The organism is Pelagibacterium halotolerans B2 (genome assembly GCF_000230555.1).
GTDB lineage: Bacteria > Pseudomonadota > Alphaproteobacteria > Rhizobiales > Devosiaceae > Pelagibacterium > Pelagibacterium halotolerans.
The window spans coordinates 1,079,157-1,104,163 of the sequence record NC_016078.1; the positions used below are offsets into that span (position 1 = coordinate 1,079,157).

The 25,007-nt window shown below is 61.9% G+C and carries 28 protein-coding genes; 21 read left to right on the forward strand and 7 right to left on the reverse strand.

Annotated elements, in window-relative coordinates; all coding sequences use genetic code 11:
* Positions 1 to 22: 22 nt before the first annotated feature.
* The 5 genes from lepB to parC all read left to right on the forward strand — a co-directional run bounded on the left by lepB (position 23) and on the right by parC (position 5,725).
* On the forward strand, positions 23 to 778 hold the full coding sequence (gene lepB / locus KKY_RS05320) for a signal peptidase I (RefSeq protein WP_014130286.1): 756 nt from the start codon (positions 23 to 25) through the stop codon (positions 776 to 778).
* On the forward strand, positions 775 to 1,482 hold the full coding sequence (gene rnc, locus KKY_RS05325; RefSeq protein WP_014130287.1) for a ribonuclease III: 708 nt from the start codon (positions 775 to 777) through the stop codon (positions 1,480 to 1,482). Before lepB ends, rnc begins: the two co-directional genes overlap by 4 nt.
* A complete protein-coding gene (gene era, locus KKY_RS05330; RefSeq protein ID WP_014130288.1) occupies positions 1,479 to 2,390 on the forward strand; it encodes a GTPase Era in 912 nt (303 codons plus the stop codon). The genes rnc and era overlap by 4 nt, the downstream gene beginning before the upstream one ends.
* 250 nt (positions 2,391 to 2,640) lie before the next feature.
* A complete protein-coding gene (recO, locus tag KKY_RS05335) occupies positions 2,641 to 3,363 on the forward strand; it encodes a DNA repair protein RecO (protein ID WP_041528600.1) in 723 nt (240 codons plus the stop codon).
* A gap of 109 nt (positions 3,364 to 3,472) precedes the next feature.
* Positions 3,473 to 5,725 (forward strand): DNA topoisomerase IV subunit A, encoded by a 2,253-nt coding sequence (gene parC / locus KKY_RS05340; RefSeq protein WP_014130290.1) that lies wholly within the window; start codon positions 3,473 to 3,475, stop codon positions 5,723 to 5,725.
* Between the two features lie 182 nt (positions 5,726 to 5,907).
* Here parC and KKY_RS05345 read toward each other — a convergent pair whose 3' ends face one another.
* The 4 genes from KKY_RS05345 to KKY_RS05360 form a co-directional block, all read right to left on the reverse strand.
* Positions 5,908 to 6,924: an endonuclease/exonuclease/phosphatase family protein gene (locus KKY_RS05345; RefSeq protein WP_014130291.1), complete on the reverse strand. Its 1,017-nt coding sequence runs from the start codon at positions 6,922 to 6,924 to the stop codon at positions 5,908 to 5,910.
* Positions 6,925 to 7,683 (reverse strand): arginyltransferase, encoded by a 759-nt coding sequence (locus tag KKY_RS05350; protein ID WP_014130292.1) that lies wholly within the window; start codon positions 7,681 to 7,683, stop codon positions 6,925 to 6,927.
* 211 nt (positions 7,684 to 7,894) lie between these two features.
* Entirely contained in the window at positions 7,895 to 8,422 is a 528-nt protein-coding gene (locus KKY_RS05355) for an RDD family protein (RefSeq protein WP_014130294.1), read from the reverse strand.
* A 95-nt stretch (positions 8,423 to 8,517) separates the two neighbouring features.
* Positions 8,518 to 9,162: a cation efflux transmembrane domain-containing protein gene (locus tag KKY_RS05360; RefSeq protein WP_014130295.1), complete on the reverse strand. Its 645-nt coding sequence runs from the start codon at positions 9,160 to 9,162 to the stop codon at positions 8,518 to 8,520.
* 68 nt (positions 9,163 to 9,230) lie between these two features.
* On the opposite strand from KKY_RS05360, the gene KKY_RS05365 reads away from it, so the two are divergent.
* Positions 9,231 to 9,635, forward strand: coding sequence for a MerR family transcriptional regulator (locus KKY_RS05365; RefSeq protein WP_014130296.1), 405 nt, complete (start codon positions 9,231 to 9,233; stop codon positions 9,633 to 9,635).
* A 270-nt stretch (positions 9,636 to 9,905) separates the two neighbouring features.
* On the opposite strand, the gene KKY_RS05370 is transcribed toward KKY_RS05365, so the two are convergent.
* Both KKY_RS05370 and hemB read right to left on the reverse strand, forming a co-directional pair.
* A complete protein-coding gene (locus KKY_RS05370) occupies positions 9,906 to 10,865 on the reverse strand; it encodes a hypothetical protein (protein ID WP_041528601.1) in 960 nt (319 codons plus the stop codon).
* 304 nt (positions 10,866 to 11,169) lie between these two features.
* Complete coding sequence (gene hemB, locus KKY_RS05375) at positions 11,170 to 12,177, reverse strand: porphobilinogen synthase (RefSeq protein ID WP_041528602.1); 1,008 nt, start codon at positions 12,175 to 12,177, stop codon at positions 11,170 to 11,172.
* A 148-nt stretch (positions 12,178 to 12,325) separates the two neighbouring features.
* Here hemB and KKY_RS05380 point away from each other — a divergent pair, with 148 nt between their 5' ends.
* The 11 genes from KKY_RS05380 to KKY_RS05430 all read left to right on the forward strand — a co-directional run bounded on the left by KKY_RS05380 (position 12,326) and on the right by KKY_RS05430 (position 21,176).
* A complete protein-coding gene (locus KKY_RS05380; protein ID WP_014130300.1) occupies positions 12,326 to 12,715 on the forward strand; it encodes a DUF6163 family protein in 390 nt (129 codons plus the stop codon).
* Between the two features lie 259 nt (positions 12,716 to 12,974).
* Entirely contained in the window at positions 12,975 to 13,475 is a 501-nt protein-coding gene (gene ldtR / locus KKY_RS05385) for a transcriptional regulator LdtR (RefSeq protein ID WP_014130301.1), read from the forward strand.
* 279 nt (positions 13,476 to 13,754) lie between these two features.
* Positions 13,755 to 15,029: a L,D-transpeptidase family protein gene (locus tag KKY_RS05390; protein WP_014130303.1), complete on the forward strand. Its 1,275-nt coding sequence runs from the start codon at positions 13,755 to 13,757 to the stop codon at positions 15,027 to 15,029.
* 24 nt (positions 15,030 to 15,053) lie between these two features.
* Entirely contained in the window at positions 15,054 to 15,248 is a 195-nt protein-coding gene (locus KKY_RS05395) for a DUF6898 family protein (RefSeq protein WP_014130304.1), read from the forward strand.
* 98 nt (positions 15,249 to 15,346) lie between these two features.
* A complete protein-coding gene (gene glyA / locus KKY_RS05400) occupies positions 15,347 to 16,645 on the forward strand; it encodes a serine hydroxymethyltransferase (protein WP_041529132.1) in 1,299 nt (432 codons plus the stop codon).
* 4 nt (positions 16,646 to 16,649) lie between these two features.
* Positions 16,650 to 17,120: a transcriptional regulator NrdR gene (nrdR, locus tag KKY_RS05405; RefSeq protein WP_014130306.1), complete on the forward strand. Its 471-nt coding sequence runs from the start codon at positions 16,650 to 16,652 to the stop codon at positions 17,118 to 17,120.
* Between the two features lie 25 nt (positions 17,121 to 17,145).
* A complete protein-coding gene (gene ribD, locus KKY_RS05410; protein WP_014130307.1) occupies positions 17,146 to 18,312 on the forward strand; it encodes a bifunctional diaminohydroxyphosphoribosylaminopyrimidine deaminase/5-amino-6-(5-phosphoribosylamino)uracil reductase RibD in 1,167 nt (388 codons plus the stop codon).
* Between the two features lie 3 nt (positions 18,313 to 18,315).
* Positions 18,316 to 18,921 carry a riboflavin synthase gene (locus tag KKY_RS05415; RefSeq protein WP_014130308.1) on the forward strand — a complete coding sequence of 202 codons (606 nt, stop codon included), beginning with the start codon at positions 18,316 to 18,318 and terminating at the stop codon, positions 18,919 to 18,921.
* Between the two features lie 60 nt (positions 18,922 to 18,981).
* Entirely contained in the window at positions 18,982 to 19,464 is a 483-nt protein-coding gene (gene ribH, locus KKY_RS05420; protein ID WP_014130309.1) for a 6,7-dimethyl-8-ribityllumazine synthase, read from the forward strand.
* 5 nt (positions 19,465 to 19,469) lie between these two features.
* Positions 19,470 to 19,961, forward strand: a complete 492-nt coding sequence (gene nusB, locus KKY_RS05425) for a transcription antitermination factor NusB (protein ID WP_014130310.1) — start codon at positions 19,470 to 19,472, stop codon at positions 19,959 to 19,961.
* A 15-nt stretch (positions 19,962 to 19,976) separates the two neighbouring features.
* Positions 19,977 to 21,176 (forward strand): MFS transporter, encoded by a 1,200-nt coding sequence (locus tag KKY_RS05430; RefSeq protein ID WP_014130311.1) that lies wholly within the window; start codon positions 19,977 to 19,979, stop codon positions 21,174 to 21,176.
* Here KKY_RS05430 and KKY_RS05435 read toward each other — a convergent pair.
* Positions 21,168 to 21,614 (reverse strand): outer membrane protein assembly factor BamE, encoded by a 447-nt coding sequence (locus KKY_RS05435; protein ID WP_014130312.1) that lies wholly within the window; start codon positions 21,612 to 21,614, stop codon positions 21,168 to 21,170. The two genes, KKY_RS05430 and KKY_RS05435, sit on opposite strands and share 9 nt — an antisense overlap.
* A gap of 153 nt (positions 21,615 to 21,767) precedes the next feature.
* Here KKY_RS05435 and KKY_RS05440 point away from each other — a divergent pair, with 153 nt between their 5' ends.
* The 4 genes from KKY_RS05440 to KKY_RS05455 all read left to right on the forward strand — a co-directional run bounded on the left by KKY_RS05440 (position 21,768) and on the right by KKY_RS05455 (position 24,941).
* The gene (locus KKY_RS05440; protein WP_014130313.1) at positions 21,768 to 22,295 is read left to right on the forward strand and encodes a ubiquinol-cytochrome C chaperone family protein; all 528 of its coding nucleotides are present in this window, start codon (positions 21,768 to 21,770) and stop codon (positions 22,293 to 22,295) included.
* Positions 22,292 to 22,831, forward strand: coding sequence for a YceD family protein (locus KKY_RS05445; RefSeq protein WP_014130314.1), 540 nt, complete (start codon positions 22,292 to 22,294; stop codon positions 22,829 to 22,831). Before KKY_RS05440 ends, KKY_RS05445 begins: the two co-directional genes overlap by 4 nt.
* A gap of 68 nt (positions 22,832 to 22,899) precedes the next feature.
* Positions 22,900 to 23,967, forward strand: coding sequence for a phosphate acyltransferase PlsX (plsX, locus tag KKY_RS05450; protein ID WP_014130315.1), 1,068 nt, complete (start codon positions 22,900 to 22,902; stop codon positions 23,965 to 23,967).
* Entirely contained in the window at positions 23,964 to 24,941 is a 978-nt protein-coding gene (locus KKY_RS05455; protein ID WP_014130316.1) for a beta-ketoacyl-ACP synthase III, read from the forward strand. The genes plsX and KKY_RS05455 overlap by 4 nt, the downstream gene beginning before the upstream one ends.
* The last annotated feature ends 66 nt before the right edge of the window (positions 24,942 to 25,007 follow it).

Consider the following 25,007-nt stretch of genomic DNA (forward strand, 5'->3'; position numbering starts at 1 on the left):
TTTCCAACCCATGAGCACCCCTATGTCGGACGCCGCCAAGAAGAAAACCGGCAAGGGCGAACTGCGCGAAACCATCGTCATCATCGTTCAGGCGCTGCTGATTGCTCTGGTGTTCCGTACCTTCGCCTTCGAGCCGTTTTCCATCCCCACTGCGTCGATGCAGTCCAATCTGATGATTGGCGACTACATATTGGCGTCCAAATACAGCTATGGCTATTCGCGCTATTCGCTGCCCTATTCGGAAGTGCCCTGGAACGGGCGCATCCTGGGCAACGCCCCCCAGCGCGGCGACATCGCCGTCATCCGCCCGGTGCCCCAGAGCGAAAACTACGTCAAGCGCGTCATCGGCCTGCCGGGCGACCAGATCCAGATGATCGACGGGCGCCTGACCATCAATGGCGAAACCGTCGAGCGCGAGCAGGTTGGCGATACGGTCGATCGCGACAGCACCGGCGTCGATATTCCGGTCATCGAATACCGCGAGACCCTGCCCAATGGCGTGAGCTACATCACCCAGGAAATTTCCGACAACGCCCAGTTCGACAATACCGGCGTCTATACGGTTCCGCCCGGTCATTATTTCATGATGGGTGACAATCGCGACCGCTCGCTCGATTCGCGCTCGCTTTCGGCGGTCGGCTATGTGCCGTTCGAGAATTTCGTCGGCAAGGCCCAGTGGCGCTTCTTCTCGATTAACGACAACATTCCGCCCTGGCAGATCTGGCGCTGGCCGGGCAATGTCCGGTTCGACCGGATGTTCACATCGGTTTACCAATGAGCTTGAGGGCGCGCGACCGCGAGACGCTTGAGGCAAGGCTGGGTTATGTTTTCAAGGACCCCGCCCTGCTGTTGCGCGCCCTGACCCATTCGAGCGCCGTATCCCCCTCCAAACGCACCGCCGAGTCCTACCAGCGCTTCGAATTCCTCGGCGACAGGGTGCTGGGGCTCGTAGTGGCCGATATGCTGTGCAAACGGCTGCCCAAGGCCAATGAGGGCGAGCTTTCGCGTACGCTCAATTCACTGGTGCGCAAGGAAACCTGCGCAAAGGTGGCCCGCAAACTCGGCATGGGCAGCTTCGTTCGGCTCGGCGAGAGCGAGGCGCGGACCGGCGGCGCCGACAAGGACGCCATTCTGGGCGATGTCTGCGAGGCGGTGATCGGGGCGATCTATGCCGATGGCGGCATCGATCCGGCCTATATTTTCGTTGACCGCATGTTCGGTGATAATCTGGACGTGGCGCAGGCGCGCCGGGCCGATTCCAAGACCGCGCTGCAGGAATGGGCGCAGGCCAAGGGGCTGGAGCCTCCCGCCTATGTCGAAACGGCGCGTTCGGGACCCGATCACGCGCCGGTCTTTACCATCTCGGTATCCGTGCGCGGCTTTGAAGCCATCACGGCGACCGGAACCTCGAAAAAACTGGCCGAGCATCAGGCGGCCGAAAAATTCCTGCTGCGCGAAGGCGTTTGGAAGGCCGACCAATGAGTGAACCCGATGATATGGCGACCAAATGCGGTTTCGTCGCCCTGGTTGGCGCCCCCAATGCGGGCAAATCGACCCTGCTCAATTCCCTTGTGGGCACCAAGGTGTCCATCGTCACCCACAAGGCCCAGACCACCCGCGCCCAGGTGCGTGGCGTTCTGACCATCGAGGAATCCCAGCTTGTGTTCATCGACACGCCGGGCATTTTCGCGCCCAAGCGCCGGCTCGATCGCGCCATGGTGCAATCGGCCTGGACCGGGGCCGGGGATGCCGACATGGTGGCCCTGATCGTCGATGCCCAGAAGGGCTTGAACGCCGAAGTTGAATCCCTGCTCGAAGGGCTCGACAACATTCGCCAGCCCAAGGTGCTGGTCATCAACAAGATCGATAAGGTCAAGCACGAGGACTTGCTGGGCCTGTCCAAAAAGATCAACGAGAAGGTCAATTTCGAGACCACCTTCATGATTTCCGCCCTGCGCGGGCACGGGGTCGCCGATTTTGTCGAGTGGTGCCGCGAAAAGGCGCCGCTCGAAGAATGGCACTTCCCCGAAGAGCACCTGACCGATCTGACCATGGCGCTGACCGCCGCCGAGGTGACCCGCGAAAAGCTGTTCCTGCGCATCCACGACGAAATCCCCTATCAGGCGACCGTCGAGACCGAGAGCTTCAAGATCCAGAAGGACGGCTCCTACCGCATCGAGCAGGTGATCTACGTCACCCGCGACACCCACAAGATGATCGTGCTGGGCGCCAAGGGGCAGACCATCAAGACCATCGGCGCCGAGGCGCGCAAGGAACTGATCGAGATGTTCGAAACCGACGTGCATCTGTTCCTGTTCGTCAAGGTGCGCGCCAACTGGGCCGACGATCCCGAGCGGTATCGCGAGATGGGGCTGGATTGGACGAAGTAAGGCTTGGTTTGACACGGTGCACACCATGCCCGCCAAATCAACCGCCGTCATCCCGGGCTCGACCCGGAACCCAGTAACCGGCAGCGCTTGCGGCTCTGCATTGGGTGCTGAATGTACCGAACCCCGGCTCGATGGCCGGGGTGACAGAGGGCGAGGCAGTGTGGCTGCCCAACCAACCGGTGTCACCCCGGGATTTATTCCCGGGGTCCAGAAGCCACAAGCGACAACGCTTCGATTGAGATGATCTGCCATGGAATGGTCCTCTGAGGGTCTTATCATCGGTGTCAGGCGGCACGGCGAGTCTGCTGTGATCCTCGAGGCCATGGTGCCGGGCCGGGGGCGCTGCCTGGGTCTGGTGCGGGGCGGGCGCTCGCCCAGGCACGCGGCGTTCCTTCAAGCGGGAAATTCAGCCCAGCTTACATGGCGGGCCCGGCTCGAAGACCATCTGGGCACGTTTACCGCCGAAGCGACCCGGCTGCGTGCCGCAGAAATCCTCGCTGACCGGCAAAAGCTCTATCTGGTCCAACTGCTCGCCGACCATCTGCGCCTGCTGCCTGAACGTGACCCGCATGACGAATTGCTGCGCGGCGTCATTTCGCTGATCGATGACGATTGGCACCCGCTCGATCTCGCGGCCGAACTGGCGAGGTTCGAGATGTACCTGCTCGAGGAACTGGGCTTCGGGCTCGATCTGGAAACCTGCGCGGTAACCGGCGTGCACGAAAACCTCACCCATATTTCCCCCAGGACGGGCAGGGCGGTTTGCGCCGAGGCCGCGGCCCCTTACACCGACCGGCTTTTCGCCCTGCCGGGGTTTCTGTCCGGTGCCTCGGAACCTTCGTCCGAAGACATAAAACCCGCGTTCGCGCTGACCGGCTATTTCCTCGACCGCCACGTCTGGTCGGCGCGCCAGATCGAGCAGCCGTCAACGCGCGAGTGGTTGATCGCCCATTTGGCAAGCGCCGGCCAATAGGCTGTGAACACATCGATCCGATACCCGGAAAAATGCCGGAAACCGGGGAAATCGGGGTGTCGTTCGATATAATGACAAACTGATTCGTTTTGCCCACAAAGGATGGCCAATGGCCGAAACCATCGATCCGCCCCGTGATGACGAAAAAGACGACGGCATAGTCGATCTGAGACGTGCGCTGGAAGAGCGCTATCTCTCCTATGCCATCTCGACCATCACCCAGCGTGCGCTGCCCGATGCCCGTGACGGGCTCAAGCCCGTCCACCGCCGCATCCTGCACGCCATGCGGCTGCTCAAGCTCGATCCGGCGCAGGGCTACAAGAAATCGGCCCGTATCGTCGGTGACGTGATCGGTAAGTTCCATCCGCATGGCGACCAGTCCGTCTATGACGCGCTGGTGCGCATGGCGCAGGATTTCGCCGTGCGCTACCCTCTGGTCGACGGGCAGGGCAATTTCGGCTCGATCGACGGCGATAGCGCCGCGGCCATGCGCTATACCGAAAGCCGGATGACCGAAGTCGCACAGCGCCTGCTCGAAGCGATCACCGAGGACGCCGTCGAGTTCCGGCCCAATTACGATGGCGAGGACGAGGAACCCGTCGTCCTGCCGTCCAATTTCCCCAACCTGCTCGCCAACGGCTCGAGCGGCATCGCCGTGGGCATGGCGACCAACATTCCGCCCCACAACGTCGCCGAACTGTGCGACGCGTGCCTGCATATCCTTTCAAATCCCGAAGCGACCGCAAAAGACCTGATCCGTTTCGTTCCCGGCCCCGATTTTCCCACCGGTGGCATTCTCGTCGACGACCCGGCGGCGACCGAACAGGCCTACACCACGGGGCGCGGCGGCTTTCGCGTGCGCGCCAAATGGGAGATCGAGGACAGCGGGCGCGGCACCTACAACGTCGTCATCACCGAAATCCCCTATGGCGTGCAAAAGTCCCGGCTGGTCGAAAAGATCGCCGAACTGCTGCTGGCCCGCCGACTGCCGCTGCTGAAAGACGTGCGCGACGAAAGCGCCGAGGACATAAGGCTGGTGCTCGAACCGCGCGCCCGCACAGTCGATGCCGTGCTGCTCATGGAATCCATGTTCAAGCTGACCGAGCTCGAAAGCCGGTTTTCGCTGAACATGAACGTGCTCGACAAGGGCCAGATTCCGCGCGTCATGAACCTCGCCGAAGTTCTCAAGGCCTGGCTTAATCACCGCAAGGACGTGCTGGTCCGCCGCTCGCGCTACCGCCTCGGCCAGATCGAACACCGGCTCGAAGTGCTCGGCGGCTATCTGGTTGCCTATCTCAACCTCGACGAGGTGATCCGCATCATCCGCGAGGAGGACGAGCCCAAGGCCATAATGATGGCCAAATGGGATCTGACCGAAGTGCAGGCCGAAGCCATCCTCAACATGCGCCTGCGCAGCCTGCGCAAGCTCGAGGAAATCGAAATCCGCACCGAGTACGACAAGCTCAGTGAGGAAAAGACCCATATCGAGGCCATCCTGGCCTCCGAGAAAAAGCAATGGGGCGTCATCACCACCGAGATCGGCGAGCTCAAGAAAACCTACGGCCCCGATACCCTGCTCGGTCGCCGCCGCACCCAGTTCGCCGCCGCGCCGGAAACCGATCTTGCCGATATCGAAACCGCGATGATCGAGCGCGAGCCGATCACAGTGATCCTGTCGCAAAAGGGCTGGATCCGCGCGCTCAAGGGCCACAATAACGACGCTTCGGCCCAAACCTTCAAGACCGACGACAGGCTCAAGCTGGCATTGACCTGCGAGACGACCGACAAGCTCCTGATGCTCACCACCGGGGGCAAGGTCTATACGCTGGGCGCAGACAAGCTGCCCGGCGGACGAGGCCATGGCGAGCCGGTGCGCATCATGGTCGATATCGAAGAGGGCCAGGATATCGTCGATCTGTTCGTCTATAAGCCCGGCGCCAAGCGCCTGATCGCCTCCGATATCGGCAACGGCTTTATGGTCGCCGAGGACGATCTGATCGCCAACACCCGCAAGGGCAAGCAGGTGCTCAATGTCTCGGGCAAGGGCGAAGCCAAGCTCTGCGTGCGCGCCGACGGCGATACGGTTGCCGTGATCGGGCAGAACCGCAAGCTGCTTGTCTTCCCTGCCGCTCAGCTTCCTGAAATGAGCCGGGGTAAGGGCGTGAGGCTGCAGAAATACAAGGATGGCGGCATTTCCGACGCCAAGCTGTTCAATGCCGCCGACGGGCTGACCTGGACCGATTCCTCGGGCCGGAACTACTCGAAATCCATGGAAGAACTGCTCGACTGGATCGGCGACCGCGCCCAGGCCGGCCGCCAGCCCCCGACGGGTTTCCCGCGCAACAACAGGTTTGTGGGGTAGGGGATTGGGTTGAGCGCGGTCTATCTTACAAACGCTCAAGGCCCCCTCACCCGTCGCTTCGCGCCGACCTCTCCCCCTAAGGGAGAGGTAGTTCTCGGCGCTCGCGACATTTCTTACCTCTCCCTTAGGGGGAGAGGTCGGATGGCGTAGCCGGCCGGGCGAGGGGGCCTTCCTTTTGCGCCTTATCCCTCACGCCCCACCGAAAAATCCACGATGATCGGCAGATGGTCGCTGCCGCTCGGCGCGCCGGTGCGCAGGTCGTGGATGGCGATGGCGCCGCGTGTCATCACGTGATCGATGGGCAGGATGGGGAACATGGCCCGCCAGTCGCGCAGATAATACCAGAGGGTGGGGAAGGTCGGCAGGTTGTAGGTGTGCCGCGTCAGCCCGGCGGTGCCCACAAAGCCCCGCAATGCGTAGGACCAGGGGGTCGAGTTGAAATCCCCCACAAGGATCAGCGGCGGCTCGACGGTCGAAAGCGCCTCGCCCAGGGTCGCGAACTGCTCGGCCTGGCGGGTGACGGGCGCCGGCCAGTCATTATGGGTCGTGGCCAGAGAAAATTCCGGCCCGTCCTCGGTCTGGAAGCGCACGATGATGCGCGCCGTGCGGTCGGTGCTCATGATCGAGGCCGAGCAGGCGTCCGCATCGAGCGGCTCGAACGGCAGGCGCGAATAAAGGCCCACAAAGGCCCGCTCGCCTCCGGCGCAATACTGGAAGTGTGGATAGGTTTCCGAGAGAAGCGGATGGACGACGCTGCGCACGCCGGGGCTGTATTCCTGCAGCGCCACGATGTCGGGGTCGACCGCCTCGACATTGGCGACGATCGATCGCGGCTCCTCGTTACGCCCGAAAACGTTGAACGTCATCAGCCTGTAGATCCGCTCGCCCTGTTCGACTGCGGTGCGCGGGACGAGGCCGTTGACCAGTTCGGGAACGTAGATGATGCCCGATGCGACAAAGCCCGTCGCCGCGATGCTCAGAGCCAGCGCGCGCAGGGTGCGGAAGCGCACCAAGACCGGGCTGCCGGCCAGCAGCGCCAGAAGGCCCAGAAACAGCACCGGCTGGATATGGTTGAACAGGTCCATTGCCGGATAGATGAACCCCAGCGCGGCAACGATCGCCATGCCGGCCAGAAGGCAGCAGGCGAGCAGATAGCCTGCGGCAACCAGCGCGGCCAGTATCTTGCCTATAGACCCCACCTATTCGGGTTCCGCGCCGGTCTCGGGGTCGAGGTCCACCCAGCCGCGCGAGCCGCGCTGCACTTCGAGCGGCTGGGAAGCGGCCTTGTAGGCCATTTTCGGAGAATCCTTGACCCAGTATCCCAGATAGAGATAGCCGCCCGCCATGCGGGCGCGGGCGATATGGTCGAGGATCATCATGGTGCCCAGCCCGCGCCGCGACAGCGCCGGATCGAAAAAGCTGTACACCATGGAAAGCCCGTCGGGCAGGGGGTCGGTCAGCGCCACGGCCACAAGCTGCCCCGCCACGCCATCGGGTCCGTCCACGGCCAGCCGGTATTCCACAAGCACCGACTGAACCGGGGTATCTTCGACCATGAACTCATAGTCGAGATAACTCATCTGCGTCATGCCGCCGCCATCGTGCCGCGCATCGAGATAGCGCTTGAACAGCCCGTATTGCTCGGCGGAGACGATAGGCGCGACCATTTCGGCCACGATATCGGAATTGAGCTTGAGATTGCGCCTGTGGCGGGTGGCGGGGAAAAAATCGATGGCGCGCACGCGCACCGACTGGCAGGCATCGCAATCGAGACAGGCCGGACGGTAGATCAGGTTCTGGGACCGGCGGAACCCATGATCGGACAACAGATGATGCAGCGCCGCCGCGCGCCGGCCCGACAGGTGCGTGAACAGCTTGCGTTCCTGCCGGCCTTCCAGATAGGGGCAGGCCGAAGGGGCTGTCAGAAAGAATTGCGCACTTTCCGGCGTATGATCCATGAGGGTACTCGCTTGGCCCGCAGGGTGTCCGTCGCCCCTCGAAAGGCAGCGGCAAACCGAAAACGTTCAAGCCGTTGGACCGGCTCACACAAATGCCAACGGCTCATCCGTGATTGTAGTCGCACCTAATCACGGGCGCAACGCGACAAATCTCAAAAGCGGGCGGGAAAAACCGAACCCCGGCCTTGCGGTTCCAAGCGGCAGGAGATGCTTATCCGGCCGGGTTGCCGGTGCGGGCATAGGCCTGCCAGTGCCGAACCATGGGAGAGCGGCGGACCATCAGCGTGCCCACGATCATATCGTGAAGCAACTGGCGGCGCGGCGTGAACAGCCCGATCAGGATGATAAAGGGTGTCAGAAGCGAACACGAAATCCAGAACACGACCACATGGATCATGGCCATCCAGCCATCCAGCGTGGTTTCGCGCGTCGGGGTCAGCACGATATCGGTGGCCCGCATGCCCAGCGTGGCGCGAGAGGGCGAGCCCAGCGTCACGGCATAATAGGCAACGAAGGTGACCGGCACGATCAGCGGGATCGACAACCAGGTCAACCCGAACGTGAAGATGCCCAGAATGCCGGCGACCAGTGTGACCACAAGGATCGCCGCGCCCATGATGATGCAGTCGATCACGAACGCCACGGCACGCCGCGTCAGAATCCCCTCGAACAGTTCAGGCGAAGTGTTGGGGTCTGGAAGGTCGTTGCGCAGCATGCGTCCCAGAAAATCGGTTGCCATGGGTCAATTCTCCTCGTGTGGGCAACACATGTGGTGCGAAAGGGGAAATGACAAGAGGCGCCGGGGTGAATCGGCGCCATAGCGCGACCGGCGTCCTACTCGGCGGGCCGCACCCTGTATGGCCGCAGCTCCGCCAGCGCCTGCCGGGTAACCGCCGCCGCGCCCTGAATCGCCAGAATGCCCATGATCGCTGCCACCAGGACGTCCGGCCACCCCGTGCCGGTCCCGAACACCCCCAGCGCGGCCAGCAGCACGGCGAAATTGCTCACCACGTCGTTGCGGGTGCAAATCCAGGCCGAGCGCATATTGCTGTCGCCAGCGCGAAAGCGCCACAGCAACCCAAAGCTCGCACCATTGGCCAAAAGGGCGCTGAACCCAACGATTCCCATCGTATAGGCATGCGGCGTGGCGCCGGTCGCAACGTTCCATGCGGCAACGCCCAGAACCCAGACCCCGAACGCGCCCATGGTCAGCGCCTTGGCCAGCGAGGCCCGGGCGCGAATGTGCAGGGCGTGCCCCACCACGAAAAGGCTGATGCCGTAATTGGCCGCGTCGCCGAGGAAATCCACGGCGTCGGCCTGCAACGATGCCGAGCGCGAGGCGATGCCGGCGCCGATTTCGACGACGAACATCACGGCATTGATCGCCAGCACGGCCCACAGGACGCGGCGATAAATCGTGTCCGCATGGGCTCTCGCCGCCTGTTCCGCAGCGCTCTGGTTGCAGCACGATCCGCTCATTGGGCATACCCTTCAATTCAATTCGCGCCGATGCTAGAATCTCCAGCGACTAGAGGAGCAAGCGCCAAATGAAAGATTTCCCGATTGGCGAGGCGGCCCGGCGCAGCGGGGTCAAGGTGCCCACCATCCGCTATTACGAGCAGATCGGCCTGCTGCCCGAGCCGGTGCGCACGGCGGGCAATCGCCGTCTATACGACGATGAAAGCGTGCGCCGGCTGTTCTTCATCCTCCACGCCCGCCAACTCGGCTTCGAGATCGACTCCATCCGCGCCATGCTCGACCTGCAGGACAACCCCCACCAATCCTGCGCCCAGGTCGACGCCATCGCCTCGGGCCGCCTTGCCGAAATCGAACTGCGCATTTCGCGGCTGACCGCGCTGAAGGCCGAACTCTCAGCGATGCTCGACCAGTGCCGGCAGGGGCGGATTGCGCAGTGCCGGGTTATCGAGACACTGTCGACACCGCCGGGGTAGGGGGAGGGCGTGGTGGTGGTGAGGTGGTCGGTGGTGACGTCGGGCGCTTAGTGGCGGTGTGCAAGGGCTGGAAGCGAGGCCATCGTCGCCGTTCAGCTCGATGCGATCCCGTTCCAAAACCTGCCGTCCGGTCAGCAACCGATAATAGGCGCTACGGAGGCTGAAAGCAAAGGGTAGTCGCCGGCCTTAGATCCTAAAGAGGGACATTTAGACTCATGAATGAACTCAGGCCACGTTCACGTCCAAGCTGAGGAAGCCATGGTGCAGCGATCAATCTCGCGGCGTACGCTCCACGATGTCCATCAGCTGTGAAAGCAGGTGTTCAGCCAGCTTTTCTGGCGTGAACTCCTTCACGGGCGCGCTCTTTGAGACATAGGCTCTCTGGTCCATCCTCACGAGGGCGTACTTGAACTTCATGGCCCTAAGTTGCACTGCCTTGTTAAAGGACGGATAGAAGCCAGGAAGCGCGGGGAAACCTTTGTAGAAGGTGGCATGCAAGTCGATGTTTTCGATTGAGTTCGTGTAGTGGGGATACCAACTGCAGATCAGATTGACGGGGTAGCAGGTGACGATCCTGAAATGCTGCGATGTCTTATACTCCAGCTTCACGCCTGACGCCTGAACGGTCTTGGTTCCCGCGCTTAATTTGTCTGAGAACTCCTCGTAGGCCCCGTTAGCCAAAGCCGTGCCCTCCTGCGATCGCTCGAATTGATGCTGGGCATTCTTCAGGTCAGTCGCCCGCTTTAGCCGGGCTGCCCGTTCTGCAACGGATTCCGGCTGTGAGACGCCCCCTGCGTCGATGACGCGCTGTTCGATGACGGCTGCGGCTCCCTCAACGCCCCAGCGCTCGAGACCGACGTATAGACGCGTAGGGGGCAGCCATGCAGGAGTGCTGGGACTTGGTTCCACCGGAATGAACACCGTAAAATCGAAACCATGCTCGAAAGCGCGCGTTCGGATGGCGTTCATTTCTACGCCAGTCCAGCGGGTCTGCCCCCATTCCTTCCGGTACAGGATGACAACGATCCGAGCCATCTTGCCATAGACGTCGCTGAATGCCGTCTGGCCATCTGTCCCAGCTAGTGCCTTCTGCTGCTCCGAATAGATGAACGTCTTCAGCCTGTCCGATACCAAGTCGTTCAGCTGCGTTGCCAGCGCCTCGTCTTGGGCCGTGAAAGAGAAGGCAACATCATAATCAAATTCATTTTTCATACCGCCAATATAACTCATACTCTAGTAAGCTGCGCGCTCAAGTAGCGGATTGTTCACGGATTTTCCCGTTCATCCCGAAGCTGCCAGTCCCGAAACGTCCTGATTGAGCCATTTGGACGCTGCGATCAGCAGATTGTCGCCATTGCGGCTATTCCGGAATATGGAAGCGCTTGCGACTTCCCCCACTTCGCTTCCCCGGTGAAAACCGGGGCCCAGCAGCATGACCGTTCGCGCCGAGGCTCCCGGTTTGCGCCCATGGGCTCCGGCTTTCGCCGGAGCAGCGAAGGAGGCGAACCCGGTTGCGTGTAAATTCCGAACGGCTCTACCCATTAATCCTGCGCGCCATGTCCAGCGCAAAATACGTCAGTATCCCCGAGCAGCCGGCGCGTTTGAAGGCCATGAGGCTTTCGGCCATCGCGGCTTCGCGGTCCAGGATGCCTGCTTGGGCCGCGTGGGCGATCATGGCGTATTCGCCGGACACCTGATAGGCGAACACCGGCACGTCGAACCGGTCCTTGAGCATGCGGCAGATGTCGAGATAGGCCATGCCGGGCTTGACCATGATCCAGTCCGCACCCTCGGCAAGATCCTGCTCGACCTCGCGGATGGCGTCTTCGGCATTGGCCGGGTCCATCTGGTAGGAGAGCTTGGTGCCCTTGAGCCGCGCGCCCGACCCCACGGCGTCGCGGAAGGGGCCATAGAAGGCCGAGGCGTATTTGGCGGCGTAGGAGAGGACTATGGTCTTTTCGAACCCCTCATCGTCGAGCGCTGCGCGGATCGCCCCGATGCGCCCGTCCATCATGTCCGACGGCGCGATCACGTCGGCCCCGGACTGTGCCTGAACCAGAGCCTGTTTGACGAGGATGGAAACGGTCTCGTCGTTGAGGATTTCCTCGCCCGCCATGACCCCGTCATGGCCGTGGCTGGTATAAGGATCGAGCGCGACATCGGCCACCAGCCCGATTTCGGGCACCGCGTCCTTGATGGCCGAGAGCGTGCGGCACACCAGATTGTCGCGATTGGTGGCCTCGGCCCCATCCTCGGTGCGTTTGGAGGGGTCGGTGTTGGGAAACAGGGCCATGGCCGGAATGCCTTCGGCATGCGCAGCCCTGGCCGCCTCGACCGCCAGGTCGACGCTCAACCGCTCGACACCCGGCATGGTCGCGACCGGCTGGCGCTCGTTCTGCCCCTCGACCACGAAGATCGGCCAGATCAGATCGGCAGGGGTCAAGACGTTCTCGGCCACAAGGTTGCGGCTCCAACCCGCCATGCGCGGCCTGCGCAACCGCCGGCCGCCGAGAAAGTCCATGTCGTGCTTTTCAAAACTCATCGATCCGTCCACTCCGCATAAACGTCGATGCGCTCAATATCAGGCCCGGGGGCAGCAAGCAAAGAGACGCGAGGACGCGGGGGGCGCAATCAAACCTTGTCCCTTCGGCGCAAATCGCGTTAGCTCTGGCCGACCGGGGGATTGTTCCATGGATTTCAGAAACGAACCGCTCGGGCGCCTCGCCCGCATACTGGCCCTGCTCAGCCTGTTCATCGGGCTCGGCGATGCGGCGCGCCTGCTCGGGCTGGGCGCCGGTTCGGCGAGCCCCATCCTCACCATCGGCACCATGGGGTTCATCCTGCTCTCGGCGCTGACCCTCATGCGCCTGTTCGCGGCGGTGGGGTTGTGGATCCAGTCGTCCTGGGGCGCGATCATCCTTGCGGCGTCGCTGGCCATCGAACTGGCCTTTTACCTGCTGGGCAGCAATTGGGTTAGTTTGGGTTTGTGGGGCTTTATCTTCAAACTTGGTGTGATGCTGGCAACTTTTGGCCTTTTGGCCATCGCCCAGCTTTCGGTGAGAAGACAGCTCGCCGATTAGCATTGGGCGTTCCTCGTCCAGCGCCGGACAGTCCACCGGGGGTCCAGTGGGCGTCACGGCATCCGGGCGTTTGCTGGGTAACGGCCCGTAAAGGTTACAGTTTTCGATACGGGTGTAAGGAACTGAAAACCTAAAAACATCAAGTTTCCCCGTAAGATAACATTAAGCCTGTCTCTTAAACTGATCTTATGCGGGCCCGGCTAGATTGCCCTCACAGACGCGAAAAATCGCGCTTAAAAAATACAGTGAGGCAGAACCAATGGCTAACAATCTTTCCGCCGCAAAGGCCGATGAACCCAAGAGCTTAAAGCCGCTCTATCTCGAGGCCGTCTCCCGCGTCGAACGCCTGCACCGCCGGCTTCTCGACCTGGTCAAGGACGAATTCGACCGCATGGGCTGGGACGACATCAACCCGGTCCAGGCCCTGTTGATGTTCAATATCGGCGACAGCGAATTGACAGCCGGCGAGCTTCGCACCCGCGGCTATTATCTGGGCTCGAACGTCTCGTACAATCTCAAGAAACTGGTCGAGACCGGCTACATCTTCCAGGAGCGTTCCAAGACCGATCGCCGCTCGGTGCGCATCCGCCTCACGCCCAAGGGCGAGGAAGTGGCCGAAGTGATCGACGAGCTTTACGACCGCCACCTCAATTCGATCGAAAAGGTCGGCGGACTGGGCGAATCGGACTTTTCGGGCCTCAATACCGCCCTGTCGCGTCTCGAGCGCTTCTGGGTCGACCAGATCCTCTACAAGCTCTAGATCAAGTCCGCTTTCCGCCTGCGCGGTCCGCGATTGTGGCTTTGCCGCCACACTGACATGGCAAACGCCGGCTCCAGGGCCGGCGTTTCTCATTTGCGCCGCAAATTCTTTTTAGCTGGCAGACCGTCGATATATGACGCTTCCCGGATTTTCGGTTGGATGATGTCGACCGGCGGCAGGACGGTCAAAGTCCGGTGAGCGGCGTTGCGGTCCTGCACGCCATCAGGCAAAAGGACCGCTCGGCGGCCCCGGCACTTCTTCGATAGGTGAACTTACGCGATGCGCGACATTAAAGGAAAACTCAATCGGCGTTCGGTCATGACGGGCATGTCTGCCCTTGCGGCGGCTGCTGCTTTTCCCATGCCGGCCCTCTCCCAATCGCTTCTCGGCAACATGATCGGGGGGCGCAGGACCGTGACGCAGGAGGAGCTCGAGCTCAATTCCTCGACGGCCATGAACGCCATTGGCGGCACCGATCCGATCGTGTCGGTCGACACCGAATACAATCTCCAGCGCGTGGCCGAATATTACGATCGGCTCAACGCCATCGGCGGCTGGCCCGACGTCCCTGAATCGATCTTTAGGCTCGGCCTTGGCTCGGATCGGCGTCCCGTTCGCGATCTTCGCACCTATCTGGCCCACACGGGCGACCTGCCGCGCGAGACGCCGTTGTCCGACGAGTTCGATACCCAGCTCGACGGGGCGGTTCGCGGCTTTCAGGCACGCCACGGCCTGCAGATCAACGGCATGATCGATGAATATACCTATTGGGCCATGAAGGTTCCTGCCGCCACGCGGCTCAACCAGATCAAGCTCAACATCGAACGCGTCCGCGGGCTGGAAGGCAAGCTCGAAGACCGTTACGTCAACGTCAACATTCCCGCTGCGGCCATCGAAGCCATCGAGGCGGGGCAGGTGGGACGCAGGCACACGGCGGTAGTGGGCAAGATCGACCGCCAGACCCCGATTCTGCGCAGCCGCATCCACCAGATCAATTTCAATCCCTACTGGACGGTCCCGGTCTCGATCATTCGCCGCGACATCATCGGGCTGGTCAACGACAACCCCAATTACCTCAACGAATATTCGATCCGAATCTTTGACGGCAGCGGCAACGAAGTGCCCCAAAGCGCCATCGACTGGTCGACCGAAGAGGCTGTGAACTACACGTTCCGGCAGGATCCGGGCGTGCAGAACTCCATGGGCCACGTCAAGATCAACTTCCACAACCCCCACGCGGTCTATCTGCACGACACGCCCCAGCAGGGCCTGTTTTCGGAAAACGCGCGCTTCCATTCGTCCGGCTGCGTCCGCGTCGCAAATGTTGCCGAGTTCGTTGCATGGATACTGCGCGATTCCGGCTATGACATCATCGACGTCAATGCCAACTTCGCCTCGGGCGAGCGCATCGACGCCGACGTGTCCAATCCTGTGCCGATCTTCATGACCTATTTTACCGCCTGGGCGAACCGCAACGGCGTCGTAAGCTTCCGCGACGATGTTTATGAATATGATGCGCAGGGCAAGATCGACTTCCCCGAACTCAGCGCCTGACGCGGCAATTGCGGAGATTTTGACATGGGGGCGGGCCGGGAGGTTCTTTTCGAATTCCGTCAGGCCGGCCCCCAGATTCGTGTGGCGGCCATAGACGTCGAAACCGGCATCGAGGTGGTCGCCATAGCGCCGACCACGGCTACCGAAGCGCAGATGAAAAATCTCGCGCTCGCCAAGCTGCGCCGTCGGATCGAGATGGAAGCGGGGCAGGGGCGGTAAAACCCCGATCTGTGCTTGGAATCGCAAGAGCCTCCGTGCTATGCGGATCGCGCTTGCTTGCCACCAGCATCTTTCCGCAACAGGTCGAGGGCCCGCCCATGAGCGCCACCGCAACAGCTCCGCTTTTCCCCGATTTCTTCACCCGCACCATTGCCGATCACGATCCGGTGGTTGCCAAGGCGATTGCCGATGAACTCGGCCGCCAGCAGCACGAGATCGAGTTGATCGCTTCGGAAAACATCGTCTCCAGGGCGGTGCTCGAGGCGCAGGGCTCGGTGATGACCAACAAATATGCGGAAGGTTATCCGGGTCGGCGCTATTATGGCGGCTGCCAGTTCGTCGATGTGGTCGAACAGCTCGCCATCGACCGGGCCAAGGAACTGTTCGGCTGCGAGTTTGCCAACGTGCAGCCCAATTCCGGCTCGCAGGCCAATCAGGGCGTCTATCAGGCACTGCTCCAGCCCGGCGATACCATTTTGGGCATGAGCCTGGACGCGGGCGGGCATCTGACCCACGGCGCCAAGCCCAACCAGTCGGGCAAATGGTTCAACGCCATCCAGTACGGCGTGCGCCAGCAGGACGGGCGTGTGGATATGGATCAGGTGCGCCAGCTTGCCCAGGAACATCAGCCCAAGATGATCGTGGCGGGCTTTTCGGCCTATTCGCGCATTCTCGACTGGGCGGCATTCCGCGAGATCGCCGACGAAGTGGGCGCTTACCTGTTCGTGGATATGGCGCATGTGGCAGGGCTTGTCGCGGCGGGCGTTTATCCCAACCCGTTCCCGCACGCCCATGTGGCGACCACAACGACCCACAAGACGCTGCGGGGCCCGCGTGGCGGGCTGATCCTTACCAATGACGAAGCGATCGCCAAAAAGGTCAATTCGGCGATTTTCCCCGGCATCCAGGGCGGACCGCTCATGCATGTCATCGCCGGAAAGGCCGTGGCCTTCGGCGAAGCGCTGACCCCCGAATTCAAGTCGTATGCCCGCCAGGTCGTGGACAACGCACAAGCGCTGGCCGAAACCCTGGTCAAGGGCGGGCTGGAGATTGCCACCGGCGGGACGGACAATCATTTGATGCTGGTCGATCTGCGGCCCAAAAAGGTGACGGGCAAGGCCACCGAAGCCGCTCTCGAACGCGCCAACATCACCTGCAACAAGAACGCCGTGCCGTTCGATCCTGAAAAGCCGGCGATTACTTCGGGCATCCGCGTCGGCACCCCGGCCGCCACCTCGCGCGGTTTCGGCGTCGAGGAGTTCCGGCTGGTCGGCGAGTTCATGGTCGAAGTTGTCGATGGCCTCGCTGCCAACGGTGAAGACAACAATGGCGCCGTCGAAGCCCAGGTCAAGGAAAAGGTCCTTGAGCTGACCGCGAAATTCCCCATTTACGGATAAGCCCATGCGCTGCCCCTATTGCGGGAACGACGATACACAGGTCAAGGATTCCCGGCCCACCGAGGATTCCAACGCCATCCGCCGCCGCCGCGTCTGCAATGGCTGCGGCGGCCGGTTCACCACGTTCGAGCGCGTGCAATTGCGCGACCTGATCGTGGTTAAGAAATCGGGCCGCAAGGTTCCCTTCGACCGTGAAAAACTGGCGCGTTCGGTCAACACCGCCTTGCGCAAGCGTCAGGTCGACCCCGAAACCGCCGAGCGGATGATTTCGGGCGTCGTGCGCCAGCTCGAAAGCGTTGGCGATGTGGAAGTGACCTCCGACCAGATCGGCGAATATGTCATGGAAGGGCTCAAGGGGCTCGACGATGTGGCTTTCGTGCGCTTTGCCTCGGTGTATAAGAATTTCTCCAGCGCCGACGATTTCCAGTCCTTCCTGACCGAGATGGGCAGTGACGACCCCGAGGATCGGGGATGAGTGACCAAGAGCGCTTTCCGCAAAAGTGGATACCACTTTTGCGGTTCGAAAGCGCGACCAGACCGAAATTGAGATCATTGTCGTGGACGTGACTCGTCGCAATGAGATCATGCCAGCCGATCTGCGCTGGCTCGAAGCCGCTGCCCGCATCGCCATGCCCTATCGCGGCACGACGGCGGAAAATCCGACCGTCGGTGCCATTGTGGTTTCGCCTGACGGCCGGGTGCTCGGACGCGGCGTGACCGCGGCGGCGGGGCGGCCGCACGCCGAACCTCAGGCGCTCGCCATGGCCGGTCCGAACGCGAAGGGCGCAACGCTCTACGTCACGCTCGAACCCTGCAATCACTGGGGCAAAACCCCGCCCTGCGTCGATGCCGTGCTCGAATCCGGCGTCGCCCGGGTTGTATGCGGCGCATCCGATCCCGATCCTCGTACCGGGGGCCAGAGTATCGCCAAAATGCGCGCTGCCGGGATCGTGGTGGCTCTCGGTCAGAATTTGCCCTTCATCGAAAGACTGCATGAGGGCTTTTTCTCGCGTGTCCGGCGTGGCCGCCCCTTCGTCGCCGCCAAGCTGGCCATCTCGCGCGATGGCATGATAGGGCGCAGCGACCGCGGCAACGTGGCGATAACCGGCGAAGACGCGCGGCGCTGGACGCATATGCAAAGGGCACTGTCCGACGCTGTCATCGTCGGCGGCGCGACCGCCCGGCTAGACGATCCCAAACTCACCGTCCGGCTCGCGGGACTGGAGGGCAGGGCACCGCTACGGGTCGTCATTTCTGGCCGGTCCGGCCTGCCAAGCGACCTGAATCTTCTTGTAACCACGGCGCTGCAACCAACTGCAATCATTGCGGAAAATTCGTGCGTTGACTCATTTTCTCAAGGCGCCGAAATCATCGGCGTCGCCGGGACGGACGGGCGACCGGACATGGAGGCGGCGTTGCAGGCGCTGGCGGCCAGAGGCATTGGCAGCGTTTTCGTTGAAGGCGGGGCCGGGCTCAACGACTCCCTGCTCGACGCCGGGTTGATCGATCGGTTTCATCTGCTCGAAGGCGACGTGGAAATCGGCGCAAACGGGGTTCCGGCCACTGTTCACTTTTCCTTGCCGGAGCGTTTGGCCGCGCTGGGATTCAGCATAGTTGAAAGACGGGCGCTGGGGTGCGATATGCTGACCACATTCGAGAAAGTCTGATCCATGTTCACCGGCATCATCACCGACATCGGCACGCTTTTGGCGGTCGAAGACCGCAATGACGGGCGCAGGCTGCGCATCGGCACGCGCTACGAGCCGCAGACCATCGATCTGGGCGCCTCGATCATGTGTGAGGGCATCTGTCTCACCGTGACCGACAAGGGCAGCGAGAACGGCCAGAACTGGTTCGACGTGTTTGCGGCCCGCGAAACGCTCGACGTGACGCGCGTGAGCGGCTGGACCGAGGGACGCCGGATCAATCTCGAGCGCTCGCTCAAGGTCGGGGACGAGCTTGGCGGCCACATCGTTTCCGGTCATGTGGACGGGTTGGCGACCATCGTGGAACGCAAGGATATCGGCGACCAGATCACCTTTACCTTCGAAGCGCCGGCCGAACTGGCCAAATTCATTGCCAAAAAGGGTGGCGTGGCGCTCAACGGGACGTCGCTGACGGTCAATTGGGTGGACGGCAACCGTTTTTCGGTTCATCTGATCCCGCATACGCTTTCCGCGACAAACTGGCCCGACTATGGCGAGGGCGATGCGGTAAATCTTGAAGTTGACCTGATGGCACGCTATGCCGCGCGCCTCATGGAGAAATCTCACTAGGTTGAAGTCGCGCCGGCTGATGCGGGGCGCGACGCATTTTGAACCCGACAGGATTAGATAATGGCCAGTTCTGGTGACATTTTCGCGATTGCGCCCGGCTCGGCCGAGGGCCAGCATTACCTCATCGTTGAGGCTCGGTTTTACACCGGACTGGCCGATGCGCTGCTCGAGGGCGCGAGGACGGCCTTTGAGAAGGCCGGGGCCACCTTTGAGGTGGTGACCGTTCCCGGCGCGCTGGAAATCCCCGCAGCAATTGCCATGGCATCCGAACTCAAGGGTGACGAATACGACGGATATGTTGCGCTGGGCTGCGTCATCCGCGGCGAGACGACCCATTACGAGATCGTCTCGGGTGAAAGCGCCCGCGCGCTGATGGACCTTTCGGTCGCCGATGGCATTGCGCTGGGCAACGGTATCTTGACCGTCGAGAACGAAGCCCAGGCCTGGGCGCGCGCCAAAATGTCCGAGCAGGACAAGGGCGGGGGAGCGGCAATCGCCGCCATGACCATGGCCGCGCTGCGCGCCCTGTTGAGCGAGGACTGACCGTCATGACCGAACCCAACGAGATCAAACCGGCCAATCAGCGTGGATCGGCACGCCTTGCCGCCGTGCAGGCCCTCTATCAGATGGACGTGGGTGAGCAGACGCTCGAAGAAACCCTGAGCCAGTTCGAGAGCTTTCGGCTGGGCCGCGAACTGGAGGGCGACGAATATCTGCCCGCCGATGCTGATTATTTCCGCCATATCGTGCGCGGCGTCGTCGCCAACCAGGTCAAGCTCGATCCGGTCATCAACAGCGCGCTGCAAAGCGGCTGGCCCATGACCCGCATCGACGCCACGCTGCGTGCCCTGCTGCGCGCCGGAGTGTTCGAATTGACCATGCGCAAGGATATCCCCTTCAAGGTGGTCATTCGCGAATATGTCGATGTCGCCAACGCCTTTTACGAGGACGAAGTGCCCGGCATGGTCAACGGCGTGCTCGATGCGGTAGCGCGAAAATATTCCGAGGGCTATGCTGGCGGAGAACACTCCAGCCGGTAGCACGGAATCATCGTCATGGCCCATATGCGCAACATCTTCCTTCTCTCGGGGGCGCAGGCCATAGCTGGGTCCTCCCAGGGCATGGTGATGGCGGTTGGCGCGCTGGCAGGTGCCTATCTCGCCTTCGATCCGGCTTTTGCAACCCTGCCGACCACAGCGATGATTCTCGGCGTGGCCCTGATGGCGGGGCCGGCGGCTATCGCGCTTCACCGGTTGGGCCGTACCCGGGGCTTTCTGCTCGGAGCCGCGATTGCCGGATGCGGCGGCCTTTTGGCCGCTCTGGGCATTTATCTCCACAGCTTCCTGTTCTTTTCGGCCTCGATGCTGCTGATCGGCGCGGCAGGGGCCTTCGGTCAGCAATACCGGTTTGCGGCAGCCGACAGCGTGCCTGAAGGCGCCAAGGCCCGGGCGGTGTCCTGGGTCCTGTTCGGTGGCGTGCTCGCGGGCTTTCTCGGCCCGCGGCTGGCTTCAATGACTTCAGAGGCCGTGCCCGGCGCGCTCTATGCCGGTTCGTTCATTGCGTTGGCGGGCCTGTCGGTTGTGGCCATGCTCCTGCTCAGTTTCACCCGTCTGCCCAAGGGCGAACCCAAGCGCCCCGTATCCGAGCAGGGGCGCCCCCTCAAGGACATGATCCGCACCCCGGCGGTCTTCGTGCCGGTGTTGACGGGGATGGCGAGCTTTTCGCTCATGACCTTTGTTATGGTCGCCGCTCCGCTAGCCATGGTCCATATCTGCGGGCACGCACCCGCCGAGGCCGCCAACGCCATTCAGTGGCACATCGTGGCCATGTTCGCGCCGAGCTTTGTCACCGGAGAAATCATCAAACGCATCGGCACCCATCTGACCGCCGCCATCGGGATGCTGTTGATCATCGGCAGTGTGGGCACCGCGCTTATGGGCACCACCACGCTCCATTTCGATATCGGGCTGGTGCTGCTCGGAGTGGGATGGAATTTCGGCTTTATCGGCTCGACGGTGATGCTGACCAAGAGCTACAGGCCCGAGGAGGGCGCCAAGGTTCAGGCGCTCAACGAGCAATTGGTGTTCGGCTCGAACGCGATAGGCTCAATCGGCGCCGGGCTGGCTCTGAACTTTTTCGGCTGGGAGGCCGTCAATCTCATTGCCTTGCCGATCGCCGTGGCGACTATCCTGCTTTTGGCCTGGGACGATCTGCGCACCCGCCGCATCGGCCGGCAGGCGCTGGCCTCAGATTGAGGCCAGCAGCGATTCCACGAAGTTGCGGTCTTCGCCGAACGATCCGGTGCGGCGCTGCTCGATGGCAAAGGCCCGACCGTCCTCAAGCGAATAGAGCGCGCGGTCGGTAACCCGCCCGTCGGCACCGAAATAGACGGCCAGCACCGTGCGCTCCTGAATGCTGGTCAGGCCGAACGCGGTCCGGCTCACTTTCGTTTCGACATAGTACCAGGCCGTTTCGCCACCGAAGGTGCTTGTGGTCTGGGGCGATCCCAGAACGACGCGAACGAAGTCCTGGCTCGAGCCCGGTCGGACCTGGGTAATGGCGTCATCGGGCAGCACATAGCCCTGGGTGCGTTGGGAGATCAGCCCGCTTCCCGAACAGGCCGACAGGGTCAGGCCAAGGGCGATTGCCGCGGCAATAGGGGACAGGCGGACAAGGGCGGGACGCAGGGTCATGGAATTGACTTTCCTCAGCTCTCTCGACTATAGCCTCGCGACAATGCGCCAGGGATTTTGGTGTTGTTTAGCCGTCCGGGCCCGACTCTGGCAAGCCGCCAATCGAAATGCACTTGCGACGGAGCGGCTTTTCTCGTTGTGAGACCCCAAGAAATGATCCTGTCCTTATTCCGCAAGTCCAAGCTCTCCGAGCCCGTTTATGCCGTCTATAGTGCCATTGTGGCGCAATCCCGGCGCGAAATCTTCTATGCCGAGTGGGGCGTGGCCGACACGCTGACGGGCCGGTTCGACATGATTTCCCTGCACGCGGCCCTGGTTTTCCGGCGGCTGCGCTCGAGTGAGCAGCAAAGCAAGGATTTCGCCCAGAACGTATTCGACTGCTTTTTTCACGATATGGACCGTTCCCTGCGTGAAATGGGCGTGGGAGATCTGTCCGTGGGCAAGCGGATCGAGAAGATGGGCAGCCTGTTTTACGGCATGCTTTCCAACCTGTCCTCGATTCTGGATTCGGGTGATCGGGCGCGGCTCGTCGATTTTGTGTCCCGGAATTTTCATGCCGGTGCAACCCATCCGCAGGTCGAGCGGTTTGCCGACTATATTCTGGAGTGCGACGGGACGCTCAAAACTCAACCTGTCGCGCAGATCATGGCAGGCAGCGTGACATTCGGAGACCCCAAATGACGCAACGCCCCGACGAATTCGATCTCGATGCGAAGGTCAGGGTCGACAAGATCCCGGCAGCCGGCCGGGTCGTGACCATCCAGACCGATGACGAACAGCGCGCGGTGCTGGCCGACCGGCTCAAGGTCAGCGAGGTCACCGCATTTTCCGCCCAGGTGACGGCGACGCGGTTTCGCGGTGGTATCCAGGCCAAGGGCCATGTCCAGGGCACTGTGATACAGCCCTGCGTGGTGACCGGCGATCCCGTCATCCAGGCCATCGACGAACCCATCGACCGCGTCTTCCTGCCCGGCCGCGACGAGGCCAGCGAGGCTACCGCGGGGGCCGAAATCTTCGTCAATCTCGAAGATGACGACCTGCCGGACTATTTCGAGGGGGACGAGATCGATCTCGCCGACCTCGTGCTTGAAGTGTTCGCCCTTGCCATCGACCTTTATCCCCGCAAGCCGGGCGCCGAACTGAGTGACGATCTCAAAGGCGATGATCCTGCCGAACTCTCGCCCTTTGCCGCGCTCAAGGCGCTCAAGAAGGATTGACGGGCTTGCATGGCAGGCTCCATTGACTATGGTGAGCGCCGATTTTCGGGAACGTTTCAAGGCAGGCAATGAGTGAAACCATAACGATCTCCGTCGACGCAATGGGCGGAGACAATGCGCCGCGCGCTCCCTTGCATGGCGCCAAATTGCTGCTTCGCGAACACCCCGATGCCCGGTTCATCTTTCACGGCCGCGAGGAGGTCCTGACCCCCTTGCTTGAGGAATTTTCCGAGCTCAAGCCCGTCTCTCAAGTGCGCCATAGCGAGAACGTCATCACCATGGACGACAAGCCCAGCCAGGCGCTGCGCAAGGGCAGGGGCACGTCCTCGATGTGGGCGGCCATCCAGTCGGTCAAGGATGGCGAGGCCGATGTGGCGATCTCGGGCGGCAACACCGGCGCGCTCATGGCCATGGCAACGTTCTGCCTGCGCACCATGGAAGGGATTTCCCGCCCGGCGATTTCGGCGATCTGGCCGACCTTGCGCTCCGATATCGTGGTTCTCGACGTCGGGGCCACGATAGGGGCTGACGCCCAGCAGCTCGTCGACTTCTCGATTCTGGGTGCGGCACTGGCCCGTGCCCTGTTCGATATCGAAAGTCCCACCATCGGGCTGCTCAATGTCGGGGTTGAGGAAGCCAAGGGCAATGAGTGGGTCAAGGATGCCGGCAAGATACTGGCCGAAACCTCGGGCGCCGGCTTTACCTACAAGGGATTTGTCGAAGGCGACGATCTGGGCAAGGGCACCGTCGATGTCGTGGTCACCGAAGGGTTCACCGGCAATATCGCGCTCAAGACGGCCGAAGGCACGGCCCGGCAGGTCGGCACCTATCTGCGCAATGCAATGACCTCTTCGCTGATGAGCAAGATCGGCGCTTTGTTCGCGCGTCAGGCGCTGGGCGCCATCCGCTCCAAGATGGATCCGCGCACCGTCAATGGCGGCGTTTTTCTCGGCCTCAATGGTGTCGTTATCAAGAGCCATGGTGGCACGGACGAGATCGGCTACAAAAGTGCGCTCAGCGTGGCCTATGAAATGGCCCGCAACGATCTCCTCGCAAAGATCGGGGAAGGCATGAAACGCTTCCCCGCGCTGGCTTTGCCGGCAGAACCGTCCAATCTGGAGGCACCTTCCGCGTGACCAAAATCCAATCTGTTGTGCGTGGCGTCGGCGGATATCTGCCGCAACGCATTATGACCAATGACGATCTGGCCAAAATCGTCGATACCTCTGACGAATGGATCGTCCAGCGCACCGGTATCCGGCAGCGCCACATCGCTGCGGAAGGCGAATACACCTCCGATCTTGCCCTGATCGCAGCCCAGCGCGCGCTTGAAAAGGCCGGCATGGACGCCAGCGAGATCGACCTGATCGTCGTGGGGACGACCACACCGGACCGGACATTCCCGGCGACCGCCGCACTGGTGCAGCAAAAACTCGGCATCACCAAAGGCTCGGCGTTCGACGTGCAGGCCGTGTGCTCGGGCTTTGTGTTCGGCGTGGCGACGGCCGACAGCTATCTCAAGACCGGCATGGCCAAGCGGGCATTGGTGATCGGGGCTGAAACCGCCTCGCGCATTCTCGACTGGAACGACCGGACCACCTGCGTTCTGTTCGGCGACGGGGCAGGGGCCATTATCCTCGAGGCCCAGGAGGTGGCTGACGATGCCCCCGAAAACGGCATCCTGGTATCGAGCCTGCGCACCGATGGCAGCCATTGGGACAAGCTCTATGTCGATGGCGGCGTCTCGACCACCCAGTCGATCGGCCATCTGCGCATGGAGGGCCGTGAAGTGTTCAAACACGCCGTGGGCATGATTTCCGACGTCATCGAAGACGTGCTCTCCAAGACCGGCAAGACAACCGAGGATCTCGACTGGTTCGTACCCCATCAGGCCAACAAGCGCATCATCGATGGCGCCGGCCGGAAGCTGGGCATTCCCGAGGCCAAGACAATCGTTACCGTGGACAAGCACGCCAACACCTCCGCTGCGTCTGTTCCGCTGGCGCTGTGGGTGGCCAATGAGGACGGACGAATCAAGAAGGGCGATCTGGTGATGATCGAAGCGATGGGCGGCGGGTTCACCTGGGGTGCCGCGCTCATTCGTTGGTAGGCGTTGACCCCGATGTATTTTGGGCGTTAAGTGGTTGAAATCTTGGGGGCTGTTGCGGGTCTCAAT